18 protein-coding genes and 1 rRNA gene are annotated in these 24,254 nt (G+C 46.9%); 2 read left to right on the plus strand and 17 right to left on the minus strand.

All coding sequences use genetic code 11. The annotated features are described in order from the left end of the window. From ACFQ3W_RS24205 to ACFQ3W_RS24250, 10 genes are all read right to left on the minus strand, one after another. Positions 1–87, minus strand: a 16S ribosomal RNA gene (locus ACFQ3W_RS24205); the annotation flags it as partial. A gap of 572 nt (positions 88–659) precedes the next feature. Beyond that, positions 660–2,066 carry an ABC transporter substrate-binding protein gene (locus ACFQ3W_RS24210; protein WP_379321803.1) on the minus strand — a complete coding sequence of 469 codons (1,407 nt, stop codon included), beginning with the start codon at positions 2,064–2,066 and terminating at the stop codon, positions 660–662. Between the two features lie 187 nt (positions 2,067–2,253). Further along, positions 2,254–3,675, minus strand: a complete 1,422-nt coding sequence (locus ACFQ3W_RS24215; protein ID WP_379321804.1) for an ABC transporter substrate-binding protein — start codon at positions 3,673–3,675, stop codon at positions 2,254–2,256. A gap of 72 nt (positions 3,676–3,747) precedes the next feature. After that, the gene (locus ACFQ3W_RS24220) at positions 3,748–5,136 is read right to left on the minus strand and encodes an ABC transporter substrate-binding protein (protein WP_379321805.1); all 1,389 of its coding nucleotides are present in this window, start codon (positions 5,134–5,136) and stop codon (positions 3,748–3,750) included. 299 nt (positions 5,137–5,435) lie between these two features. Further along, positions 5,436–6,785, minus strand: a complete 1,350-nt coding sequence (locus ACFQ3W_RS24225) for a radical SAM protein (RefSeq protein WP_379321806.1) — start codon at positions 6,783–6,785, stop codon at positions 5,436–5,438. Between the two features lie 254 nt (positions 6,786–7,039). Continuing rightward, positions 7,040–9,061, minus strand: a complete 2,022-nt coding sequence (gene ligA / locus ACFQ3W_RS24230; RefSeq protein ID WP_379321807.1) for an NAD-dependent DNA ligase LigA — start codon at positions 9,059–9,061, stop codon at positions 7,040–7,042. A 618-nt stretch (positions 9,062–9,679) separates the two neighbouring features. Further along, complete coding sequence (gene pcrA / locus ACFQ3W_RS24235) at positions 9,680–12,010, minus strand: DNA helicase PcrA (RefSeq protein WP_379321840.1); 2,331 nt, start codon at positions 12,008–12,010, stop codon at positions 9,680–9,682. Positions 12,011–12,075: 65 nt separating this feature from the next. Beyond that, positions 12,076–12,762: a heptaprenylglyceryl phosphate synthase gene (locus ACFQ3W_RS24240; protein ID WP_379321841.1), complete on the minus strand. Its 687-nt coding sequence runs from the start codon at positions 12,760–12,762 to the stop codon at positions 12,076–12,078. A 631-nt stretch (positions 12,763–13,393) separates the two neighbouring features. Then, a complete protein-coding gene (locus tag ACFQ3W_RS24245; protein ID WP_379321808.1) occupies positions 13,394–14,800 on the minus strand; it encodes an undecaprenyl-phosphate glucose phosphotransferase in 1,407 nt (468 codons plus the stop codon). Next, positions 14,797–15,723, minus strand: coding sequence for a glycosyltransferase family 2 protein (locus ACFQ3W_RS24250; RefSeq protein WP_379321809.1), 927 nt, complete (start codon positions 15,721–15,723; stop codon positions 14,797–14,799). Before ACFQ3W_RS24250 ends, ACFQ3W_RS24245 begins: the two co-directional genes overlap by 4 nt. Before the next feature lie 214 nt (positions 15,724–15,937). Between ACFQ3W_RS24250 and ACFQ3W_RS24255 the strand changes: the two genes are divergently transcribed. Beyond that, the gene (locus tag ACFQ3W_RS24255) at positions 15,938–16,489 is read left to right on the plus strand and encodes a DUF4352 domain-containing protein (RefSeq protein ID WP_379321810.1); all 552 of its coding nucleotides are present in this window, start codon (positions 15,938–15,940) and stop codon (positions 16,487–16,489) included. 182 nt (positions 16,490–16,671) lie between these two features. On the opposite strand, the gene ACFQ3W_RS24260 is transcribed toward ACFQ3W_RS24255, so the two are convergent. Then, on the minus strand, positions 16,672–17,619 hold the full coding sequence (locus tag ACFQ3W_RS24260) for a glycosyltransferase family 2 protein (RefSeq protein WP_379321811.1): 948 nt from the start codon (positions 17,617–17,619) through the stop codon (positions 16,672–16,674). 160 nt (positions 17,620–17,779) lie between these two features. Between ACFQ3W_RS24260 and ACFQ3W_RS24265 the strand changes: the two genes are divergently transcribed. After that, complete coding sequence (locus tag ACFQ3W_RS24265; RefSeq protein WP_379321812.1) at positions 17,780–18,904, plus strand: acyltransferase; 1,125 nt, start codon at positions 17,780–17,782, stop codon at positions 18,902–18,904. A 74-nt stretch (positions 18,905–18,978) separates the two neighbouring features. Here ACFQ3W_RS24265 and rfbD read toward each other — a convergent pair whose 3' ends face one another. The 6 genes from rfbD to ACFQ3W_RS24295 form a co-directional block, all read right to left on the minus strand. Beyond that, positions 18,979–19,845, minus strand: coding sequence for a dTDP-4-dehydrorhamnose reductase (gene rfbD / locus ACFQ3W_RS24270; RefSeq protein WP_379321813.1), 867 nt, complete (start codon positions 19,843–19,845; stop codon positions 18,979–18,981). After that, positions 19,842–20,864 (minus strand): dTDP-glucose 4,6-dehydratase, encoded by a 1,023-nt coding sequence (gene rfbB / locus ACFQ3W_RS24275; protein WP_379321814.1) that lies wholly within the window; start codon positions 20,862–20,864, stop codon positions 19,842–19,844. The genes rfbD and rfbB overlap by 4 nt, the downstream gene beginning before the upstream one ends. A gap of 13 nt (positions 20,865–20,877) precedes the next feature. Then, positions 20,878–21,426, minus strand: coding sequence for a dTDP-4-dehydrorhamnose 3,5-epimerase (gene rfbC, locus ACFQ3W_RS24280; protein WP_379321815.1), 549 nt, complete (start codon positions 21,424–21,426; stop codon positions 20,878–20,880). 18 nt (positions 21,427–21,444) lie between these two features. Beyond that, complete coding sequence (locus tag ACFQ3W_RS24285; protein WP_379321816.1) at positions 21,445–22,188, minus strand: sugar phosphate nucleotidyltransferase; 744 nt, start codon at positions 22,186–22,188, stop codon at positions 21,445–21,447. Positions 22,189–22,294: 106 nt separating this feature from the next. Further along, positions 22,295–23,326, minus strand: a complete 1,032-nt coding sequence (locus ACFQ3W_RS24290) for a glycosyltransferase family 2 protein (RefSeq protein WP_379321817.1) — start codon at positions 23,324–23,326, stop codon at positions 22,295–22,297. Beyond that, positions 23,323–24,246 carry an NAD-dependent epimerase/dehydratase family protein gene (locus ACFQ3W_RS24295; RefSeq protein ID WP_379321818.1) on the minus strand — a complete coding sequence of 308 codons (924 nt, stop codon included), beginning with the start codon at positions 24,244–24,246 and terminating at the stop codon, positions 23,323–23,325. Before ACFQ3W_RS24295 ends, ACFQ3W_RS24290 begins: the two co-directional genes overlap by 4 nt. Positions 24,247–24,254: the final 8 nt, after the last annotated feature.

Raw genomic sequence — 24,254 nt, forward strand, 5'->3', positions numbered from 1 at the left:
GCAAGCACTCTATCAGCTCCGCTCGACTTGCATGTATTAGGCACGCCGCCAGCGTTCGTCCTGAGCCAGGATCAAACTCTCCAATAAAGTTTTGATGCTTTATTTTAGAGCGATTAGCTCATTTCGTACTGACGATTAATAATAATCGTTTGAATCATTGACGTGATCCATTTGTTCAGTTTTCAAAGAACTTGCTTGCTATTGTTCTACCAAAGTCGACTCAAGTCAACTTTTGTCGAACAGTTATTTATATTAGCAGAGCTTTTAAATCGTGTCAACTTCTTTTTTTGTAACTATCTCATCTTTCGACAAGATGTTGTCCGAAGCGACAAGTAATAATTTATCATGCCCGCAACCATTTTGCAATATGAATGTTTTCCCATTTTTGGAGTGGATAATAATACTATAAGCCCACCCGCCATGAGCAAAGCACCCGTGGAAGAGAAATACATAATCCAGCCCAGAAAGTCCCCCGGCCAACCCGTGCACCAAAAGAACGCCTAGCAGCGGACTGGTTCATCCACCATCCGATAAAGCAGCAGAGTACAGTCCAACCGCAAGCCCAACTTGAAATGAAACCGTCCCTAGTCTTTTGGCAAAAAAGGGTTACCCCAAAAAAGTTATATGGGGCAACCCTTTAATAGTATAACGATTATTGCTTAACTGACCGTGATAGTGCCTCGTGAGCCATCCGTATCTTTACCTGCAGCTTTATCCTTGACGGCTTGGTCCAAAGCCGCCTGCCCCTGCTGTTGAATAGCCTTTAACGCATCATCCAGCGACTTCTTCTTATCCAGCACTTGCCCTATTTCCTTATCGAGAATCGTTTCGAATTCGTTATGAAACTTATTAGGGATTTTGTTGTTACTTTTTAAGGTGCCATCTAAAATAGGCTTCAGCTTATAGTATGGTTCTAGACTTGTCCCTTCATACTCTTTGAGGTATCCCATACGCGAGAGTAATCCGTTGCTGCCGATTGACTTCGATTTGATCTTGGCGAACTCATCCCCATTGATAAACTTTAAGAATTCCCAAGCTGCGTCCGTGTTCGGTGAATTCGCCTTAATGGCAAAAATATCACCGGGACTCGCGTCGCGTGTGCTATCCGGTTGAGTTGGATCTACCGGCCCCGCCACAATCCCAACTTGGAACGGCTTATAATTTTTTACTGCGTTTTTTGCATCTTTCAGATTCTCCAATATATAGGGGTCCCCTCTCGTGATCGCCATTCGCCCCATCAGGAACATTTGAGTTTTGTAGTAGTCTTCCATGGAACCGCTGAATCCGTTGTCTTTTGGTGAATATACAGCCTTTGAATTCATCGCGTCGATCGCCGTTTGATAAGCTTTTTTCCAGGAATCCGTATCGACCGTCACTTTCAGGGTGTCTGGATTGACATCCGTTAACCCTTCCGTTCTCCCGATCGCTTGCCCTAAGGCAGATACACCTAAGGAATATTCTGTACCGTAGCCATACACCCGGCTTTTATCATCTCCATCAGTAGGAAAGCGACGAGCCAGATCCAGCAGTTCCTGCCAGCTCATTCCGTCATGAGGAACATCTACCCCGTACTTTTTAAATAGATCGACATTATAAATGATGGCCTCTTGGTAAAAGTATGGGGACATTCCATACAGTTTTCCTCCGCCTAACTCCTTCATCTGTTCAAGCATGCCCGGAAAAAAGGATTCCGTATTGAACTTGTCCCGCTCTATAAGAGTATCTAGCTCAGCAAGCTTTCCTTCAGAGGCATAACTTGCAAAATTATTGTTGGGCAGCAGGATTACATCCGGCTGTTCCTTCTCCACAAATTCATCAAACGCCTTCTTATAGTCCTTGCCACTATTGTCAATCGCTTGTGTAGAGACGACCTGAATATCAATATTCGGGTGTTTCATCGTAAACAAATCCCCGTACTGCTGGAAAAAGTAGCTCTCATCAAAATACATCACCTTTAAGGTAGACGGCTGTTCAGTTTCTTTGGCCGGACCACTGCTGCACCCTGTAAATAACATGGCGCTTATTACTAGTAATAAAGCAGCCTTATGTAGCATTTTGTTCCTCATATTGCCCTCCTGATTAAATGAATAATTTTAATTTCATGGATAGAACGAAACGGACCTCTGAAAAGTTACCTTCTGAAGGAAGTTCTGATAATTTCAAGTTATCGTAAATTTTTGCAACACAAAAGGCCAAGCCTCACGCATCATTATGCGGAGCTTGACCTTTTGCTTAGGATTTGTTCAACTTATGCTACTTTGTCCCAGTCGAGGCTTGATCACTGCTTTCCGACTCTTTACCTTTCTCGGCATCCCGTTCTTTAATCGCTTGATCCAATTCTGCTTGCCCCTCTTCTTGAATCGTCGTCAGCGCCTCATCAATCGATTTCTGCTTGTCCGCGACCAGTCCGATTTCCTTCTCAATTAGAGGATGTAATTTCATATAAAAATCGAATGGGATTGGGTCCCCGGTACTTGATAGGTTGCTTTCCAGATCAGGCTTCAGCTTATAAAATGCTTCCAGACTATGGCCGTCGTATTCTGTGGAGTATCCCATGCGCGTGAGCAGCCCATTGCTTAAGTTTCTCGATTTGATTTTGGCGAACTCGTCCCCATTGACAAATTTGATAAACTCCCAGGCGGCATCTGCATTCTCAGAATTGGCCCGAATACAGAAAATCTCATTGACCGCCATATTGCGAGATTTATCCGGTTGAGACGGATCAACAGGACCGGCCACGATCCCAACACCAAATGGCTTGTAATCTTTTATAGCATTCTTTGCTTCCTTAATATTTTGCAAAATGTTAGTATTGCCTCTTGTCACCGCCATTCGTCCCATAAGGAAGAGCTGGCTTTTGTAATATTCCTCCATGGTGCCACCGTCAAAACCTCCATCTTTAGGGTTATAGATGGCCTTCGATTCTACTGCATCCATCGCCTGCTTGAACACCTTTTTCCATGAGTCCGTATTAATAGTTACCTTTTTGGTGTCGGGATTGATGTATTTCAAACCTTCCGTTGAGGCAATTTGTTGCGCCAAATCGTTAATTCCCATAGCGTATTCGTTTCCGAACCCATAAATTCGGCTTTTATCATCCCCATCGGTTGGAAAACGGCGAGCCAAATCCAGTAGCTCCTGCCAGGTGATCCCGTCCTTCGGGATGTCTACGCCATATTTTTTGAACAAATCGGCATTATAGAAAATCGCATCTCCATAAAATGAAGGAGCCAAACCATAAAGCTTCCCGCCACCCTGTTCTTTAAGCTGATCCAGCAGTGCGGGATAAATAGTGTCCGTGTTATACTTGTCACGCTGAATCAAGGTATCCAGCTCCATCAGCTTGCCATCTGCCGCATACTTGGCATAATTGTCCGTATTAAGCATAATGACATCCGGCTTTTCTTTCTCCACCAATTTGTCAAAGGCTTTGCTGTGATCTTTTTCCGGATCGTACTGGTTCATTCCACTGGTCGAAACAACCTCAACATCAATATTCGGATGCTTCATTGCGAACAAATCTCCATACTGCTTGAAAAAGTAGCTCTCATCCGAATACATGACTTTGAGCGTAGATTGCTTCTCCTGCTCTTTAGTCGGGGCGCTGCTGCAGCCGGCAAGCAGCAAAGTGCTGATGGCGAGCAAAGCGGCCTTATGTAACCATTTGTTTCTCATTTTGTCCTCCCACTTATTTTCTTTACTATCTCCTCCTCCCAAATAACGTCTTGCAAAAAAAATAGTTACGGCTTATTTCGTGCTATCTGATTCTTTCTTGGATGCCTTTTCCTTAATGGCTTTATCCAAGGCAGCCTGTCCTTGCTCTTGAATCGTCTTCAACGCTTCGTCCAGCGATTTCTTCTTGTCCACAACGAGTCCAATCTCTTTTTCAAGGAGCGGTCGATACTGGTCATAAAATTCATTAGGAATTTTCTCGCTACCATACCACTCTGAGCCTTTCATATCAGGTTTCAACTTATAGAAGGCTTCGAGACTATGTCCGTCATATTCCGTGGAATAACCCATTCTCGAAAGCAATCCATTGCTCATCGATCTTGATTTCACCTTTGCGAACTCATCACCATTAATAAACTTGATAAACTCCCATGCTGCGTCCGTATTCGGCGAATTAGCGCGGATCGCGAAAAGCTCACCTACGCCCGTATTTCTGGTTATATCCGGTGCAGCAGGATCGACTGGTCCAGCCACAATCCCGAGTTCAAAAGGTTTATAATCCTTAATTGCTGTTTTCGCATCCTTGTAGTTCTGTAAATCATAAGAACTGCCCATTGTCATCGCCATACGCCCCATTATGAAGGGTTGGCTTTTGTAATACTCTTCCATGGGACCGCCGTTAAAATTATCTTTGGGATTATAAACGGCTTTGGAGTCGATCGCATCAATTGCCATTTGATAAGCCTTTTTCCAGGAATCCGTGTTAATCGTCACTTTCAAGGTGTCCGGATTGATTGCCTTCAGCCCTTCTGTAGAAGCGATCGATTGAGCCAGGTCGTTGATCTGCATGGAATACTGTTCTCCAAAACCGTAAATGCGCGTCTTCTCATCTCCATCGGTAGGAAAGCGACGAGCCGTGTCAAGTAATTCCTGCCAGGTCATTCCGTCATGCGGTATTTCTACTCCATATTTTTTGAATAAATCCACATTGTAAAAAATGGCACTCCCATAAAAAGTTGGAGCCAGGCCATACAATTTGCCCCCGCCCTGCTCCTTAAGCTGCTCCAGCAAAGCGGGATAAATATTCTCCGTATTGTACTTATCACGCTGAATCAACGTATCAAGCTCTGTTAGCTTTCCATTCGAAGCGTATTCCGTGTAGTTTTCTTGATTTAGCATAATAACATCCGGCTGTTCCTTTTCAACAAACTCGTCAAACGCCTTTTTATAATCCTTGACTTCTCCGTTGTACATTGAATTTGTACTGATCACTTGAATTTCGATATTCGGATTTTTCATGGTGAACAAATCCCCGTATTGCTGAAAAAAATAATTTTCATCATGAAACATCACTTTCAAACTAGACGGCTGTTCCGCCTTTTTTGACGGAGTACTGCTGCAACCCGCGAAGAGCAAAGTACACATGCTAACCAATATCGCTTTGCGTAACCATTTCTTACTCATCTTATCCTCCCCATTAAAATTGTTAATATTAGTTCTATTAATAAAACGGTTCTCGAAGATAAATAGTTTCATAATAGTTTATATTTGGGAGTGATAACTTTATTTCACATAGTAAAAGGCCAAGCCTCCTGCACACTTGCAGGGACTTGACCTTCTCTTGTTTCGCTAAATATTAGCTTAAATTGCCTGGGACCGATTTGGACAACCGGCTTGTTTTCACGCTTGCTGCCTTGGCTGCAGGACGGATTACTTTCATCTTGTTCACCTCCTTAACTATTGGAAATGGGGTCATTCATTACTTATAACTCTGCTTCTTCCCGTTGGGCTTGGAGCCAAATAGTTCGCAGCGTCTTTTTGATCTGACGTTTCTCGTAAGAGCATGGACGATTTCCCGTACGCATCCGATACAGCGGGCAATGATTGCCCTGACAGGAAGGCCGGAAGAAGCAGCTTTGGCATTTCTCATTCGTTTCCTCGCCAGAGGTTGTCCAAAGCGCCAGCTTATCCATGTCCAGATCAAGGGTACCATCCTCATGGATTCGGCCAAGGCGGTTGTTGTCCTGCTCGATGGCGACCGAGCATTTGTAGAGCATTCCATCGGAACCTACGATCAGAGAGTTTGGTTTGGCGGCATAACATACCGCACCGGTCGGGAGCAAAATGTCTGAGATAAATGAACTCACTGTAAGCCCCTCGCGAATCGCCTGCTCGTTGAACTCCCATATTTTCGTGTCCTTCGTTTGGTCGTCGCACACCGGCAGATTAAGGTCATTCTCTCCGCCCATGCAGCCAACCGGCCGGAAATATACTTTAAAGCGCGAATCATCCGCAAACAGATCACGAAGGACCGGAATAAACTCTGATACCGCCTCAAGGTTGCTGTTATCGAAGTTCACGCGTAAGTTTATTTCAAATGGACGATCCACTTGCTTCAAGGATAGTAAATTGTCCACGATCGTCTGATAGGTCTCTCCGCCACCATTTAATCCGCGCCGCTTGTTGTGAACCTCGCCTTCTCCGTCGAGCGTCACCATGAAGCGCTCCACATGCAGATCAAGCATTTGCTCAAACCGCTCTCTCGTCAGAAAATAGCCGTTGGTCGACATCTCCGCCGCGTATACGGCACCATTTTGCTCGCAGGCAGCCATAAAAGAACGTGACAGCCGCTCAATGATATGCGGAACGAGCAGCGGTTCTCCGCCATGCCAGCTTATGGTAAGCTGGCTGAGCGTTTTTGCCCGGCCGGTCATATAAGCTTCAAGGCCCCGAATCACTTCCTCGCGCATTGAAGAGCGTGGAAAAGATTCGTAGCAATAATTGCAGCGGAAATTGCACGCCTCCGTTACCAGCAGTACAAGGTGCATCGAATCCTGGGCATGCATCGATTGATGGAGGAACAAAGCCCGCCGCATTTCATCTGTTTCAGCGGGGACTAGAAAACCTTGCTCAGTCAGCCCTGCGAACAGTGGAGGAGCCGGTTCGGGGACAGGGCTGGATGGCTTCAGCCAATCTAATACCTGGTTCCGTTCTGCCGCAGAGATAGAAGCGATCGCCCCAGTATAGCTGTTATACAGCATCAGGCCGCCGTCATCCGTTTCACTCTGCGCATTGAAGCGCGAAGGCTTCCACTGTAACGCGTCATGACTCATTTTCATTTCATCCTTTTGTGTTTAGATTTGTGAGCATTGTGCGCAAAAAAAGCACACTGCCATATCATGGGGGAAAACGGGGCAGAGTTTCAATGACGCGCGTCACTTTTCGAGAATCCGTGGGGGAAAATAAAAATCCTTACAACCAACAAAAAACCCCCGCTGCAGCAACATCATGTTGCCGCGTCGGAGGCGGTAAAATTGTAGCTCAGTCGCAGAATCTGTGCACAAATCACTTCATTAGCTATCCTGCTTCATTCAGCGTTTTCATTTAGCAGACGGATGAATTCATCCTCGTCTTCAATCACTTGAATGCCGAGCTCTTGTGCTTTGGCAAGCTTGCTGCCGGCCTTCTCGCCAGCGATGACCAGGTCGGTCTTCTTGGACACGCTGCCGGTGACCTTGGCACCAAGTGCCTCCATACGTGCGGTCGCCTCGTCACGGCTAAGCTGCTGAAGCGTACCCGTCAGGACAACGGTTTTGCCGGTAAAGAAGGAGTTCACTGCGGCCGCCGATGATTTCTCTGGCGCTTTAGGGCTCACGCCTAACTCGAGCATTTTCTGTATCCCGGCTTGCTGGAACGGATCGGCGAAGAACGACACGATGCTTTCAGCTACGATGCCGCCGATGTCCGGTATTACCGTAAGCTCCTCCACGGTGGCAGACATGACGCTAGACAAATCCCGAAAATGATCAGCGAGGGCCTTAGTCGTCGATTTTCCGGTATTCGGAATGCCGAGCGCAAACAGGAAGGAGGCCAGATCGCGCCCTTTGCTCTCCTCGATCGCTTGTAGCAAATTGTTCGCCTTCTTCTCGCCAAACCGCTCCAGTTTGATAAGGTCATCAAACGTCAGTGTGTAAAGATCCGCCGGCTCATGCAGATGAAGTTCATCGAGCAGCTGCCCAGCCGTCTTTTCGCTGAACGTTTCGATGTCCATCGCATCCCGTGAGGCGAAGTGTGAGATCCGGGCAACGATTTGCGGCTTACACCCCAGCCGGTTGTTACAGAACAGATGCGCTCCGCGCTGCTCAAGCGGCGTGCCGCAGGCCGGGCATACCCCCGGATAAACGATTTCTGCGCCATCCTGGTCATCGGTTACTTTGCCGAGAATTTCCGGGATGACGTCATTAGAACGGCGGATAAACACACGGGTGCCGAGCGCAAACTTCAGGTTTTTCCGCTCGATGTCGCCGACATTGTTCAGTGTGCAGTTTTGCACCGTAACTCCTGCGAGCTCTACAGGTTCAACTTTGGCCAAAGGTGTAATTTTTCCGGTTCTGCCGACATTCCAGGAAACCGACTCCAGGATGGTCGTCGTCTCTTCCGCTTCGAATTTGAACGCAACCGCCCAACGCGGAAACTTGTCGGTGTAGCCAAGTACCTCACGCGTGCGCATATCAGTCAGCTTGATAACCGCTCCATCGATCAGAAAGTCAAGCGAGGAACGCTGTTCCTCGATATGCTTTAACTCACTCATCACGTGGTCGAAGCTATCATGATACGTTACATATGGACTTACCTTAAAGCGATTGTTCTTCAGGAAGTCCACCATTTCGCGATGATCGTGGAATTCCAGATTCTCCAAATACCCGACATTGTAGAAAAAGGCGCTTAGCTTACGCTCCGCTGTCGTCTTCGGATTGAGATTGCGAAGTGCTCCGGCTGCGGCGTTACGGGCATTTTTGAGCGGCTCCGCAGCGGTCTCATTATACTTGGCCAGTACGGACAGGTTCATGATGCCTTCGCCCTGCACTTCGAGGGTGCCTTCGCTAAATGGTATCGTGAGCGGCACGGATTTGATCGTCTTCACCTGCGCCAAAATGCCTTCACCGACAACGCCGTTGCCGCGAGTGGCCGCTTGAACGAGCTTGCCGTCCGTATACGTCAGGTTCAGGGTGAGGCCGTCAAATTTCAGCTCCAACACATACGTTGGAGACGGCAAAGGATTGGCCGGATTTTTGGCGTTGTAATCGGCAATCAGCTTGAGTGCACGGTTGTTCCAGCTTTGCAGCTGCTCCTCGTTCTGCGCTTTGTCGAGGCTCCAGAGTGAAGCTAGATGGCGGTGCGGCTTAAATCCTTGCAGCAATTCCCCGCCCACTCTAACCGTTGGCGAATCCGGTAGGGTAACCCCCGTCTGAGCCTCCAGTGCAGTCAGCTCATCGTACAGCAGATCGTATTCCTTGTCGCTAACGAGCGGCTGGTCCAAGGTATAGTAGTGGTAGTTGTACTGATTTAGCTGCTCGACGAGCTGCTCCATTTTTTGCATAGCATCCATGCAGGGACTTCCCCTCCTTAAATATGTATAGAAACGGAGGGCTGCTCCGTTTCTTTGGGACTTGTATTGGTGTGCGGCTCGGGGCGTCTGGTGCGATGCCCAAGGCCCTGGTGCATGGGCGCGGTACGCCTGATGCTTGGGTCGCCTGATGCAGGGGCGTTTGGTAGCTTGGGCACGGTGCATCTGATGCGTGCGCGGCTAGTGCGTGGGCGAAGCTCCGTGTACCGGTATCGGTTTGCTGGTTGCCCGCTGTGCCCTTAATCCGTGTATGGTGCTCCGTCTGGGCCCAATAAGGGTAAAAAAGGGCCATATTGATCCTAAAATAGTCATTTTCATTGAAATAGGGGTAAAAATAGGTCCTATTTCTTAAGAAATTCAAGTTTATGTGGTAAATCCGCGCAATCATTGCAAAATAGGACCATAAATTACCCCTATTCTCTCCCCGACGCCTTAAAATCCATAAATAGGTCCATAAAATGGACCTATTTCTTCTTATGATTAGTATTCCCCAAAAAGTTTGGGGATTCAATAGCCTGATTTGTTCATTTGTTAGCATCGGCCAAGTAACTAGCTGGCAGGGATATTTGACAATAGAGTTGATAGGCTGCTAAGAGCAGCTTAGTCGGTCACCTTCGTGATCGGCGCGAACCCGGCCAGAAGGCGCTTGACGCCGACTGGCGCTGGAAAAGCGATCTGGAGCTCCGTGTCGTTGCCGGAGCCCTTGATCGCCACGATGGTCCCAATGCCCCATTTGGCATGGGACACCTTGTCCCCGGCGCTGAAATCGCCGGGGTTCGCCGCAGGCTTGGCCGGCTCTGCCCCTGGCGCGCCGGTCGTCACGGTCACGCGGCCGCCGGATGGCGCCACGTGGCGTGCACCCGGGCCTTCGGCCGCCTGACGGTGGCCGAAGTTGCCCCCGCCGCCAGCGAAGCCGCGGCCGCTGTAGGCGCCGCCTGCGCCCGCGCCCCGGCGGTAGCGGTCGCGCGGGATGTTCGTATCTTCCTTGAGTTCCTCAGGAATCTCCTCAAGGAAGCGCGACGGTGGGTTCGCCGTCGTGCGCCCGAACAGCGTGCGCATTTGCGCGCACGAGAGGAACAGCTTCTCCTCGGCCCGCGTAATGCCTACGTAAGCAAGGCGCCGCTCCTCCTCCAGCTCCTCGTTGTCGAGAAAGGCGCGGCTGTGCGGGAACACCCCCTCCTCCATACCGACGATGAATACGACGGGGAACTCCAGGCCCTTGGCGCTGTGCATCGTCATCAGGACAACCGCATCGTCGTTCGGTTTATCCGCGTCGCCGTTATCGTTCATCGAGTCAATATCGGCGATCAGCGCCAGATCTGTAAGGAAGGAGACCAGCGTTTTATCCTCATTGTTTTTCTCAAATTCCATCGTCACCGACAGGAACTCGTCGATATTTTCCAGTCGGGAACGGGATTCCAGCGTATTCTCATTTTGCAGTTCAAGCCGATATTGCGACATTTCCAATATTTTTTCGGTTAACTCCGTGACCGACAGATACTCCACCATTTGATGCAGCCCGGCGATCATATCGTAGAACTCCACCAGCGCATTGCGTGTGCGACCGGCAAGCCCGAGATCGTCCACGTATTGCAGCACCCGGTAAATCGACGTACCGCGCTCAGCCGCTGCATCCGCGAGCTTCGCTACGGTCGTATCGCCGATGCCCCGCTTCGGCACGTTGATGACACGCGTCAAGCTGATATCGTCGTCCGGATTGGACAGCAGCCGCAGGTAAGCGAGCATGTCCTTGATCTCTTTTCGATCATAGAACTTAATGCCGCCAACAATCTGATACGGAATGTCCGACTTGATGAGAATTTCCTCGATCACCCGGGACTGGGCGTTCGTCCGGTACAAAATCGCGTGATCCCGGTAGGTACGCCCTTTTTTCACACTGCTATTAATTTCTGAGGTCACAAAATAACCCTCGTCATGCTCGGAATCGGCACGGTACACCTTGATCTTATCTCCGTCGCCCTTGTCCGTCCAAAGTCGCTTCGGCTTGCGCCCCGTGTTTTGACCGATAACGGCGTTGGCCGCATCCAGAATGGTCGAGGTGGAGCGGTAGTTTTGCTCCAGGAGAATCGTCTTCGCCTCAGGGTAATCCTTTTCAAAGTTCAGAATATTGCTGATATCCGCCCCGCGCCAGCGATAAATCGACTGGTCGCTATCGCCGACGACGCAGATGCGGTGATGCTTGTCCGCCAGCATCCGGCACAGCATATATTGGGCCCGGTTGGTATCCTGATATTCGTCGACGTGAATGTATTGGAATTTTTTCTGATAAAAATCCAGCACTTCCGAATTGTCTTTAAACAGCTCGATCGTCTTCATGATGAGGTCGTCAAAATCGAGCGAGTTATTGCTCCGCAGCCGTCTTTGGTACATCGGGTACACTTTGGCTACAATACCTTCAAAATAGTCCCCGACCTTCTGCTCATACTGCTGGGGCGTAACAAGCTCGTTCTTCGCCGTACTGATCATCGATTGAACCGCCTTCGGCTCGAATTTTTTCGTATCGATGTTCAGCTCCTTCATAATGTTGCGGATCACGGACAACTGGTCGGTCGAATCCAGAATCGAGAAGTTGGAGTTAAACCCGATCCGCTCGATATCCCGCCGCAAAATCCGCACGCACATCGAGTGGAACGTAGACACCCAAATGTCTCTTCCCTCCGCCCCGCCTACAAGCCGGGATACCCGGTCCTGCATTTCGCGAGCGGCTTTATTGGTAAATGTGATCGCAAGAATGGCCCAAGGCGGCGCTTTACGCGTCGCAATGAGGTAAGCGATCCGGTGCGTCAGCACCCGCGTCTTGCCACTACCTGCACCGGCCATGATGAGCAGCGGACCATCGGTCGTTTCCACGGCCTTCCTTTGCTGCGGATTGAGGCGGCTGACCGCCTCTTGTATGTTAACAGGTTGCATCATAAAAAATGCTCCTTCCTTTTACTTCAACTTCTTCAGAAAAACGAACATGAGTGTCCTTAGCCTTACCTTTTCTCCTTCACCGCTTCTACAGTGCTTAGGGCATGCTCCAGGTTACTGTAAATCACATTGCCTACGACAACCGTGTCACACACCGCTGCCGCCCGGCGTGCAGATTCGGCATCCTTAATGCCGCCTCCATAAAACAAGCGGGACGTCTCGAGCGTTCTTCGCACCTGCGCCACCAGTTCCATGTCCCCGAGCCTTCCGCTGTATTCGAGATAAACAATCGGCAGCTGCAGCAGCCTGTCCGCAAACTGGGCATAAGCTGCCGCCGCGGAGGCATCAAGCTCCGTCTGGGCCTTCGTTACCTTGGCCACAGTCGCATCCGGGTTCAGCACAAGGTAGCCTTCCGGAACCAGCATATCCCAGGGGATGAGGTAACCGTATCGTTCAATCGCCCGGGCATGCTGACCGATGAGCCAGTCCGGATGGCCGGCGTTCAGAACGGTCGGGATCAAAAACAGATCGAACCCCGGCACAACCGCCTCCAGGTCCGAAACCTCCAGCACGCATGGAACTTCAAACTGGCGTATGCGCGAGAGCAGGTCTACTGTATTGTCGTACGTCACCCCGCTCGACCCGCCGACCATAATGGCGTCCGTCCCCGAAAGGCAAACAGATTCAAGTGCGGCATCATCCAGGTGGCGATCCGGATCCAGCTTAAAAACATGCCGCCACGATTGTATCATCTGCTTCACGTTGTTTCCTCCAGCGAAATTATACCAGCCTTTTATACGTTGCTAGATCACCATAAAAATCGTTTGCCAAAAACGCCGAAAAGGCCTGCGAAAAAAGGGGCTCTTCACCCCGCCCCTCATCATCCGTCAGCCTTGGTTTTTGGACAATCCTCTGCATCATTTCAATAGTCCATTACTAGTCTATGTTACCACGCATATAGTGTCAATGTTCGTATTTTAGGCGAACACAAAAAAGCACCTTTAATAGCCAGATGATGCTCGTTAGTAAACCTAGTAAATGGATAGGTGTGGTACTAGTGGAATGTATATATAGAAGCGCGTGTAGGCAGTGTGCAGGTAAATACGTATAGGTGGTTCTATAGATATGGAGTGTAAGGTATAGGTGCCGAGTATATGTGTCTTGTGGCTGCTAGCTGTTACGCAAAAGTGAATATAGGTACTGCTGATGTGCTGTTCAACGGAAGAAGCTAACAAGTGATAAATGCAAAATGTACATCTAAATCTACGCATTTTCCTACTTTATCAGTTTTGTTATACAACCTACAGTTAAAGAGGCCAATTTGGCCTCTTATCACTATAATCGTCCAGAAGTTCTTTATAGAACTTTCTTTTTTACTTTAGATCAATACGCGTTTCTATTTACAAATCCGTTTACGACCGTTTTGAGTATGATCTTGATATCCAGCAAAATCGACCAGTTTTCGATATAAAATATATCGTGTTTAATCCGTTCCTCGATCGACGTATCGCCGCGGAGGCCGTGCGTTTGCGCCCAACCGGTAATCCCCGGACGCACATGGTGCTTGACCATGTATTTGGGAACTTCCTCCTTGAATTGCTCCACATAGTACGGTCGCTCCGGCCGCGGGCCGACAACGCTCATATCCCCGGCAAGCACATTGAAAAATTGCGGCAGCTCGTCGAGACTCGTTTTGCGGATAAAGGCACCGAACTTCGTACGCCGAGGATCATTTTCAGTAGTCCATCCCGTATCCTCTACTCCCTCAGGTAACACCTTCATAGAGCGAAACTTGTACATTTGAAAATGACGCCGGTTCAAACCGACCCGCTCCTGCTTAAAGATAATCGGCCCCCGGGAAGTTAACGCCACTCCCAGAGCAACAAAGAGCATGATCGGCATAGTTATAATAATCGCTGCCAAGGAAAAGACAATGTCAAAAAGCCGTTTAGCAAGCCGATTCCCAGCTAAATCTAGCGGAATGTCGCGAACGTTAATCATAGGCATACCCGCAAAGTTATCAAAATACGGCCGAGCCGGTAAAAAGTCAAAATAGTCCGGGATGATGAGCGTTCGTACCCCTGCTTTTTCACAAATTGCGATAATTCGGGCATATCTAGCATGGGCATCTAGCGGAAGTGCCAAAACGACTTCGTCGATCAGTTTCGTTTGCAGTATATCCTCAAGTTGGTTAACTGCACCAAGAACCGGCTTATAACGAGCGGCTTCCATCTCACTCCAAACCTGATGGTCATCAAGAAAACCGACGATTTCGTACCCCAGTTCCGGGTATTGTTTCAAATTGTCATGGAAACGCCGGCCCAATGTACCTCCTCCAATGATAAGGACAAACTGCTTATTGTAGCCTTTTTTGCGCAGGTGCTTAAGCGATTGTTTCAGAAAGTAACGGTAAAGCATGATGAGCATGAGATTGAACGCCATGAAGAGGGCCAAATAATCACGGGAAATATCGATCTGCTTGACGAAAAACATCATACTGAGCAGAACAACCAAGCTCGTAAAATGCACCTGGATGATTTTCAACACTTCGTCTGCAAACCGCTTTTTGCGTTTGGGTGAATACAAGGAGATCAGAATACCGATAAATACGGCAACTGCCCCATAAACCAGACTCCAGAAGGCGTAAATTTCTACCGGCAATGGCGATTCAAAATCAATCCACCCGCTCTCAAACTTCAACCACCAGGCTAAAAGAAACGCCATCTGAACAATAATAAAATCTGTTGCTATATATAGTTGCGATAAAAACCGCTGGTTCTTCCGAATCATCGTTTTACCTCCATGTTGGCTCCAGCTTGCTCGGGTCGAGGCGTAACAGGGCGTCCGGCTCCGGACGGGAGCAGTCTATTTTTCAACAGAGATAATGTAAATTTTAGTCCAATTCCGCAAAATACGGCTGTATTCGTCAACCAGGAATAATTCTTCTTGAAGTGCTTCCTATGAAATACCCACATCGCGCGATGAAACTCATAGATAATCTTGAACGGCTTGCGCCTGCTGCTTGCACCCTTATAGTGAACAATGTATGTTTCAGGGTAATATTGGATGCCCCATCCGGCCTGTTTAATCCGGTAACACCAATCGATGTCCTCCCCATACATAAAGAAGGTTTCGTCCAAGCCGCCGATTTGAGCGATCGTCTCCTGACGTACCAGCATAAAAGCACCCACCAGACAATCTACCGGATAAGTATCATTGGGATCTAAGTATCCAAGCTGATACTGATTAAACCGAGGGTTATCTGGAAACAGCTTGGAGAACCCAAAGGCATAGTAAAAAGACGCAGAAGGCGTCGGAAAGCCCCTTTTGCATGCTTTATCCAAAGACCCGTCCGGCAGGATCACCTTGCACCCTGTGGCTCCCAGGTCCAGATGCTCATCCATATAGCTGATCATCGTCTGGAAAGTATCCGGCTGAACGATCGTATCTGAATTAAGTAAAAGCACGTACCGCCCCTTGGCAATAGCCATAGCTTGGTTGTTAGCTTTTGCAAACCCTGTATTGGTTGAGTTTTTCACCAGTGTTACCTGAGGGTAGTCCCTTGCGATCACCTCTACGGAGTCGTCCGAAGATGCATTGTCAACCACAATCACCTCATACGTATACACCGTCCTGGAATCATACACCGACTGTAAACAGTCCAGCGTTAAACGGCAAGTATTGTAGCTGACAATCAAGATGCTCAAATCCATAATAACGCGCTCCGCCCCTTACAAATATAGTAATCTATCGACATTATAGCACAGGTATGACTGCCAATAGTCGTGTAAGTATTTTTCAGTTGATTTTTCGTGATTATATCGCCTTGTTTAGGCAAAATGTCACTTCTGGAATAGCAATATTTTCCTAGTTCTGATAGACTAGGACTTTGTAACGCCATTATCCATTTTGGAGGGAGTAAAAGTAATGAAATTGAAGTTGGGAATTTTGTTTTTTTCTGCAGTTCTTTTGTTATCAGCATGTGGAGAAGCCCAAATTGAAAAGGTGGAGCCAGCGGCAGCAAAAAATTCAGCAGCTACTACGAATAAGGCTGCAAATAACTCGGAGAAACCTGCTAAGGAAAATACTAAGGCACCTGAAGTATTTAAAATTGGGGACTCTGTGACATTTAACGATCTTGTGGTCACAGTTAATTCTATTAAAGATAGTAAAGGTGACGATTTTATTAAGCCTGAAGAGGGCAAGATTTATAAAATAGTAGATATTACTGTTGAAAATAAGGGGAAGGAAGAGGCGGTAGTCTCATCTGTCATGAACACTAGCATGGCAGATGGCGATGGTTATACATACGATATCACTATTACATCAGTCGTAAAAAATCAACTGGATGGATCTGTAGGCGCTGGACGTAAATTAAGAGGCCAAGTGGCCTTTGAAGTACCGAAAACCGCTAAAGGTCTTGAGTTTATTTTCTCCGATCCATTCACAAAGGGACAGGCTATCTGGAAATTGAACTAGGAATTGCAAAAAAAATATTAACCCCGGAGCACTCCGGGGTTAATTTTATAAAAGTCCCAAATCAAGCAAAAAAGCTCACTTCAAGCTCGTTTAGTACGAGTTAAAGCAAGCTTATTTGTAAATGATTAACTCCTCCAGGAAACCTGCCGGAAGAACTCACATTTCCCTCTTGGAACAGTCTATTATTGTTTCAGAGCGATTTTCTCCCTAATCTCCCGCCGTTTCTCTCTTAATTTCGGCCATTGTCTCCTAAAGTCTCTCCACGCCCCAAGCACTCTTGGTTCCCTTAGCAACATATAACCGTGGCTTGCCACCTCATACGCCATAAGCTTAGGCAAAGCCTTTAGCCAGCAATTTCCTGACAAGTTTTTATAAATCATCTTATAGCGATTAATATATGAATACTTGCGTACAAAAATAGGCTGCGAGCTTCTGTTTCCTTTTTTCCAGCCGCGTTCGTGCGTTGCTATGGCATCCGCACAATAATAGGCTTTCCAACCAAGTAGTCCCGCCCGCCATGCGACATCTACATCTTCTTTATAGGCAAAAAAATCTTCGTCAAAAAATTCCCCTTTGATCGAAACGTCCTCGATCATTGCCCGCCGATACATAGCTGCGGCACCAGAAACGCCAAAGACTTCGCCCGAGTCTCTCCATTGCCGGGCCGGTTCACCGGCTCCGCGATCGAAGGCGCGCCAGATGGCATTCATCGCCAGCCCTGTACTGTCCACAGTTTCCGGGGAAGATTTCAATAGCAGCAGACCCGTTGCGCAGCCTATCTCCGGCTCATGTTCCATTTGCCCGATCAATCGCTCCACATAATCGACTCCAAGCTCTACATCTGGGTTTAGGACAAGTACATAATCACTCTGCGTCATACGTATCGCCTGATTGTGAGCCGGGGCAAATCCGGTGTTCACCCGGTTTTGAACGAACTCTAATTGAGAGTTGTCCATGCGCTTCATATATTCCTGCAGATGATTTGCTGTCCCGTCCGTTGAGGCATTATCAATAACGACGATTTTTTCTATTACATAAGTCTGCCGCAACACCGCATCCAAACATGCTTCAATGTCTTCTTCGCTGTTGTAGGTAACGATGTGTACGGTAACGGTTGGTGTCGATGGCATCGGCTTGCTTCCTTTACAAAAATATAGTCTCCAGCATCATTGCGTTGTGCGTGTTCATTATATCAAACCGAGCCCAAATACGTACACTTCACGGTTGACGAAACAAAGCTTTCTCATTAAGGTAAGTCTATTACACACAAGTCATCATGGGGGAATTGTTTTGAAAAAAGCTAGATTGGAAGAAGTCGAAATCCTGCGGGGGATTGCATTTTTGGCGGTTGTTCTCCAGCATGTTATTGCCGGGGTTTTTGGACAGCCGGATGTAGGCGACTCATCGATTATTATCGGTACTACGTTACTTGGGATCAGCCGCTTTGCGGTGCCGCTATTCGTTTTTATCACCGGTGTGGTGTTGTTTTATAATTATGACGGCAAACTAAACTATTTAAACTTTATGCGAAAAAGATTCAAGCAAATCATTCTTCCTTATCTGGGCTGGACCATTTTTTATCATGTCTGGGTCTGCTTTCTAAGCGGCGTCTCAGCCACAACAACCTGGAATGAACTGCTTAACATGGTAAAACTCACTCTGACGGGAAAAGCATCCTATCATCTGTGGTTCATGGTGATGATCATTCCGTTTTACTTTTTGTATCCCGTGTTTCGATCTCTGCTATCCCGAAAAAGAAAAGCATCGACCAACCTGATCGTCGTCGCGGTAATCTTTGCGCTGAACCTCATCCTGATCTACGCCTTGCGCCAAGGTGTAATTTCCTCGGACAACCCGCGGCTCGGGTTTATTTTCGACTATTTGGACCGAAATTTCCTGTTTTGGATATTTTATTTTATGCTGGGTGGCTTGGTGGGGTTGTATTACGATCAGTGGAGGAAGTTTGTCGATAAAACCAAGTATATCTGCATGGCATTACTCGCAGTTTGCCTGTACATCATTTATGAGAATATCGTCCGCGCCGTTGCGATTTACCCCGACGCCCCTTATCTTTGGAGTGCGAACGTCACCGTACCGCTGAAGCCTTTGATGATGGCAACGATCACCCTGCTGATTGTGGTGGTGTTCGCCGGCACTATGAAGCTGGTTAGCAAACCGTCTAGACTCTCGAATCTCATCGGGTTGTTTGGCAAATATTCCTTTGGCACTTATCTCATGCACGCTTTCATCCTGCGTTTTACCAAATACTTTTCCGTCGAAGTATTAAGCATGCTAGATGTGTACTCGCAAACAATCATTTCCTTCATATTGTGCTCAGCTATAAGTTTATTCCTTACCATTCGGCTTAGCAGAATCAAGATTTCTGTGGGGGATATGATGGTGGGGCGAGTTTAGAAAAATATTATATTTTAAAAAGCAAAAAGCGTGTATGTTTCGTTCGCCTGATGACGGTCGAAACATAACACGCTTTATTTCTTTTGATACTCCTGCAAAAATGCCTTAAGCCCTTCTCGCCAAGGACGCAAATCCCGAAGTCCATTCGTGCGGATCGACAGGTGATCCATTACCGAATTCCGGGGTCGCGGAGCTGGCCGAGGAAATTCCTTGGTCGTGCAGGGTTCAACGTTAACCGGTAAAGCTTGCACCCAAACCTTTTCAGCTTCTTCAAAGATGGCCCGAGCAAACTCAAACCACGTGCATGCCCCGGCATTTGAAGCGTGGTAGATGCCGTATTTCTCCGTCTGTACGAGCTCCAGCAGAAATGCAGCTAAATCAACAGTATAGGTTGGTGATCCTTTCTGGTCATTCACCACACGAATCACCTGTTTTTCCCGGCCTAACTTCAGCATCGTTTTCACAAAATTATTGCCGTGCAAACCGTACACCCATGATGTTCGAACAATAAAAAAAGCAGAGGATAGGCTCTGAACCAGGCTCTCACCAGCACGCTTACTTTTTCCATAAACGCTTTGCGGGTTGGTGTTATCATACTCCTGGTAAGGAACATCGGAATTACCATCAAACACATAGTCCGTACTAATGTAGCAAAACTTAGCTTTGACCTGCTCCGCGGCCACCACTAAATTTCTCGTACCAACAGCATTAACTCCGTAAGCCTTGTCCACATCACTCTCCGCTTGATCGACTGCCGTGTATGCCGCACAGTGGACAACCGCATCAGGTTTGTATTCCAGTACCCGGTTGAGGCACATCGCATTATCAGTTATATCCAAGCTCTTATGATCACATGGCATCACCCCGTGACCAGCCGCCCCGAAAAGACGGACTACGTCCTGCCCCAACTGTCCCCCGGCACCTGTAACGAGAACTCTCATGACGGGTCTCCCAGGCGGTCGCCATACTGCTTGCTGTAGTACTCCTGGTACGCACCCGATTGAATCCGGGTCCACCAGTCCTTATTGTCCAGATACCAACGGATCGTTTCCTCAATCCCCGTCTCAAAAGAATGCTTCGGCTTCCAGCCTAACTCCGTCATGGTCTTTGTCGGATCAATGCCATACCTGCGATCATGTCCGGGACGATCCTCCACATGCTTGATCAGCGACTCCGGCTTGCCAAGCTCCGCCAAAATCGTGCGCACGATATGCAGATTAGTCCGCTCGTTGTTTCCACCGATATTATATACTTCGCCGTTTCGTCCCTGGTGAATGACAAGGTCAATCGCACTGCAGTGATCTTCAACGTACAACCAGTCACGGATATTCAGCCCATCGCCATATACAGGAAGGGGTTCATCCGTCAAAGCCTTTGAAATCATCAAAGGAATCAGCTTTTCCGGAAACTGATACGGACCATAGTTGTTCGAACACCGCGTAATATTTACCGGCAAACCAAATGTTTCGTGGTACGCTCGCACAAGTAGATCCCCGCCGGCCTTGCTGGCGGAATAAGGGCTATTTGGCGCAAGGGGCGTCGTTTCGCTAAACAGCCCGGTCTCCCCAAGCGTCCCATAGACTTCATCCGTGGATACTTGAACGTATTTGTTCACCCCGTGTTTTTTGGCAGCATCCAGCAGCACCTGAGTTCCCAGCACATTCGTCTTCACAAAAATATTCGGCTCCAGAATACTCCGGTCCACATGCGATTCCGCCGCAAAGTTCACGACTACATCAACGCCTTGGCCCATCAGTTCATCCATCGCTTTGTCATCCGTAATATCCGCCTTCACGAAAATATGGTTCGGATTACCTTCCACCGACTTCAGGTTCTCAAGGTTCCCCGCATAAGTCAACGCATCCACATTCACGATTTGGTAATTCGGATGCTGCCCTAGAATAAATAATATAAAATTGCTGCCGATAAACCCGGCCCCGCCGGTGACGAGCAGTTTCATGAAAAAAATCCTCCTAGTCGAAATTCATTTCCGCTTCCGCGAATGTCGGATGCCGTCTGTCCTTATCCGAAAGCAATGGTTCACTTACCGGCCAGTCGATCTGTAAAGCCGGATCATTCCATAATATGCCGCGGTCATTTTCCGGAGAATAATATTCGTCCACTTTATAAAGAACTTGGGTATTCGGCACGAGTGTACAAAATCCGTGGGCAAATCCCTTAGGAACCAACAACTGACGCTTATTATATTCACTAAGAATAACGCCGACCCACTGTCCAAAAGTAGGTGAACTACGCCGGATGTCTAAAATCACATCATAAATAGCCCCAGTTAGGACCCGAATAAGCTTCGTTTGAGCCTTGGGATTGAGTTGATAATGAAGCCCCCGCAATACCCCCGGTTCAGCGGATAAGGATTGATTATCCTGAATAAAATCATACTTCACACCTAGCTGCTGCATAACTGTTTCATTATAACTCTCCATAAAAAAACCCCGGTGATCCCCATGCACCACCGGTTCAAGCAAAGCCGCACCTTCCAACTTAAGTGAGGTTAATTTCATGTATAATATCCTCCCTAACTACAGCTTAAGCTTACCAAATTCTTCACCAAACACAATGTCTTTGGCTAACTCATTAGCACGGGCCAGCGATGAATGCGTCCCTGCATCCGTCCACCAGCCCTGTAAGACGTCAAAAGTAAGTTCCCCACGTTCAATATATGCATTATTGACATCCGTGATCTCCAGTTCGCCTCGAGCAGAAGGTTTGAGCGTTTTAATAATCTCAAAAACATGATGATCAAACATATAAATCCCGGTTACGGCATAATCCGATTTCGGCTGCTGCGGCTTCTCCTCAATAGAAACAATGCGGTCACCTTGCAGTTCCGGAACTCCAAAACGAGTCGGATCGGGCACCTTCTGGATCAGAATTTTCGCACCAGATTGCTGCCGCTTAAAATTCGCAACATATGGAGTAATATCGTCTGCAAACACATTGTCACCGAGAATAACAACCATCTGATCATCACCTACAAACTGTTCAGCCAAGCCAAGCGCCTGGGCAATACCGCCAGCTTCATCCTGGACCTTGTAAGTGAAGGACACACCCATTTCACGGCCACTGCCTAAGAGATTAACAACATCCCCCATATATTCCTTGCCTGTGACGACAAGAATATCTGTTAGATTTGCTTGCTTTAGTTTGAAGACAGAGTGGAAAATCATCGGGTACCTGCCTACGGGGAGTAGGTGTTTGTTAGTTACTTTTGTTAAGGGAAAAAGGCGGGACCCTGTCCCGCCTGCTAGAATGATGGCTTTCATGAAATGTTACCCCTTCAGTTGAACTGGTATAATCTATATTATTAATAAGTTAGATACAATTAAACTGTCAAAAATCCAGCCATACCCGTAAAACAATGCCCTCTTGTTATTTTATCGTGGAATTCATTGATGCTTGATATACTGAATCCAGGATTTCTGTACTACCCTTATCACAAGTGTTACTCTTCATGTTCTCATCAGTAAGGGGACTAAAGTTAAGTCGCTTCTCCTCGATAACCAAAGGCCGATTTGTTACTCTTGTATTGATATTAAGGATGTATTCACCTAGCAATCCAATAAAAAATAATTGTAGTGACCCAATCACAAATACCCCAATTATTAATGGCGCAATACCAGTAGAAAAATTATTCCAATTAACTAGCTTGTAAATGAAATAGACTAAACCAACAATAAGACTTAGTACAGCGAACGTAAACCCAACCATAGTTGCCAACCTCATACCGATTTTTGTGTACGAGGTAAAACTCAACATAGCTGCATCATACAACTTATAGAAATTATTGCTGGTTTTCCCCGCCCTACGTTTGGCTTGTTCATATGGAATGTCTTTACGGCTTGGTCCTAATTCAGCCACAATACCACGCAAAAATGGGGACGGATCGTTTAAGTTTCTTAGTACATCAATAAAACTTTTGTCATAAAGACCGAATCCAGTAAAATGCTCAATTTGTTCTACATCGGATAGCTTTTTAATCAATTTGTAATAGCAAGAGCGCAAAAAATACATCATCGAGTTTTCTTTGCTGCTGGTTTTAATGCCACAAACAATCTTGTACCCTTTTTCCCATTCATGTACAAACTCGGGGATCATATCAACTGGATCTTGAAAATCGGCACACATCAAAATAGTGCAGTCTCCCTCAGTTTGGCAAAGGCCGTAATAGGGAGAATTAAATTGCCCGAAATTTTTAGCATTAAATATCGCCTTTATATTAGCATTTTGATTGCACAAGCGGCTGATATTTTCTCGGGTACCGTCTACAGAACAATTATCAATAAAGACAATTTCATAATTATAATTGGGCAACTGTTCTTCAAACACTCTAATAATTTCATTACTTAATGGTATTACGTTCTCTTCTTCATTAAACGTAGGTATTAATATGGAAATAATCATTTCAGCATGTTCTCCTTATACCAGTTGATTGTTTCCACAATTCCTTCGTCAAATGAAATCTCAGGTTGGAAGCCAGTATCCTTGACTAAGTTGGAAATATCGGCACATAAACTCATGACTTGTTGTGGGGCATACTCTTTCTCTCCAATCCCCAACTCTAGACTTGGATCGATGGCATCTCTTATTTTATACACAAATTGTGAGAGAGAATGCGCTTGTCCGCTTCCAATATTATATACAGCCTGATCATGTCCCTTTTGACCCACCAAATAAAAAGCTTTAGCTGCATCTCTACAATTTAAATAATCCCATACTTGCTCACACTTTGTTAACATCGGCTTTCGTTTATCCAATAAACTATCAATTGTATACATAATCATTGTCGATGGCATGTCATTAATTCCGTAGGTACTGAAAATTCTTGTCCATATGAAATCCATTCCTAATTGTTTACATAGAATAGCAGATAGCCTTCCGGCAGCATATTTTGCGATTCCATATGCACTGTCCGGAAATACCCGCATATCTTGTGAAATACGCCCTGTCACTCTGCCATACTCGGCTTGTGAGCCAGCACCTATAAATTTCTTGCAACCAAGCCGTGCTGCAAGATTTACTGCATCAAGTGTATATTGTATGTTACTGTTTTGATCCTCGACTAAGTTCCTACTCTTATTGTCTGTAGAAAACCAAGCAAAATGATAGAAAGCATCCAAGCCTTCATCTAAACCTAAAGTCAATGCTTTCAAATTATGCAGATTGCTTTGAACAACAGTAATTAAAGGATTATCAGGGATAAGTCCTCCCTTTCTAGAATCCTCCCTGATGACTGCCACAACTTTTGTCTGTTTTTTTAAGCACTCATTTATTAGAGCAAGTCCAAGCATGCTTGTAGCACCTGTTATCAATATTTTTTTCAAGGTGGTCC

The organism is Paenibacillus puldeungensis, from assembly GCF_042678945.1.
GTDB lineage: Bacteria > Bacillota > Bacilli > Paenibacillales > Paenibacillaceae > Fontibacillus > Fontibacillus puldeungensis.

Coding starts and splice junctions, on each gene's coding strand:
- ligA (WP_379321807.1), bottom strand. CDS start 9,061: ATGGATGCTATGCAAAAAATGGAGCAGCTCGTCGAGCAGCTAAATCAG.
- rfbD (WP_379321813.1), bottom strand. CDS start 19,845: ATGAGAGTTCTCGTTACAGGTGCCGGGGGACAGTTGGGGCAGGACGTA.
- ACFQ3W_RS24245 (WP_379321808.1), bottom strand. CDS start 14,800: ATGATTCGGAAGAACCAGCGGTTTTTATCGCAACTATATATAGCAACA.
- ACFQ3W_RS24260 (WP_379321811.1), bottom strand. CDS start 17,619: ATGCCATCGACACCAACCGTTACCGTACACATCGTTACCTACAACAGC.
- ACFQ3W_RS24225 (WP_379321806.1), bottom strand. CDS start 6,785: ATGAGTCATGACGCGTTACAGTGGAAGCCTTCGCGCTTCAATGCGCAG.
- ACFQ3W_RS24255 (WP_379321810.1), top strand. CDS start 15,938: ATGAAATTGAAGTTGGGAATTTTGTTTTTTTCTGCAGTTCTTTTGTTA.
- rfbC (WP_379321815.1), bottom strand. CDS start 21,426: ATGAAATTAACCTCACTTAAGTTGGAAGGTGCGGCTTTGCTTGAACCG.
- ACFQ3W_RS24285 (WP_379321816.1), bottom strand. CDS start 22,188: ATGAAAGCCATCATTCTAGCAGGCGGGACAGGGTCCCGCCTTTTTCCC.
- ACFQ3W_RS24240 (WP_379321841.1), bottom strand. CDS start 12,762: ATGATACAATCGTGGCGGCATGTTTTTAAGCTGGATCCGGATCGCCAC.
- ACFQ3W_RS24210 (WP_379321803.1), bottom strand. CDS start 2,066: ATGAGGAACAAAATGCTACATAAGGCTGCTTTATTACTAGTAATAAGC.
- rfbB (WP_379321814.1), bottom strand. CDS start 20,864: ATGAAACTGCTCGTCACCGGCGGGGCCGGGTTTATCGGCAGCAATTTT.
- ACFQ3W_RS24250 (WP_379321809.1), bottom strand. CDS start 15,723: ATGGATTTGAGCATCTTGATTGTCAGCTACAATACTTGCCGTTTAACG.
- pcrA (WP_379321840.1), bottom strand. CDS start 12,010: ATGCAACCTGTTAACATACAAGAGGCGGTCAGCCGCCTCAATCCGCAG.
- ACFQ3W_RS24290 (WP_379321817.1), bottom strand. CDS start 23,326: ATGATTATTTCCATATTAATACCTACGTTTAATGAAGAAGAGAACGTA.
- ACFQ3W_RS24220 (WP_379321805.1), bottom strand. CDS start 5,136: ATGAGTAAGAAATGGTTACGCAAAGCGATATTGGTTAGCATGTGTACT.
- ACFQ3W_RS24215 (WP_379321804.1), bottom strand. CDS start 3,675: ATGAGAAACAAATGGTTACATAAGGCCGCTTTGCTCGCCATCAGCACT.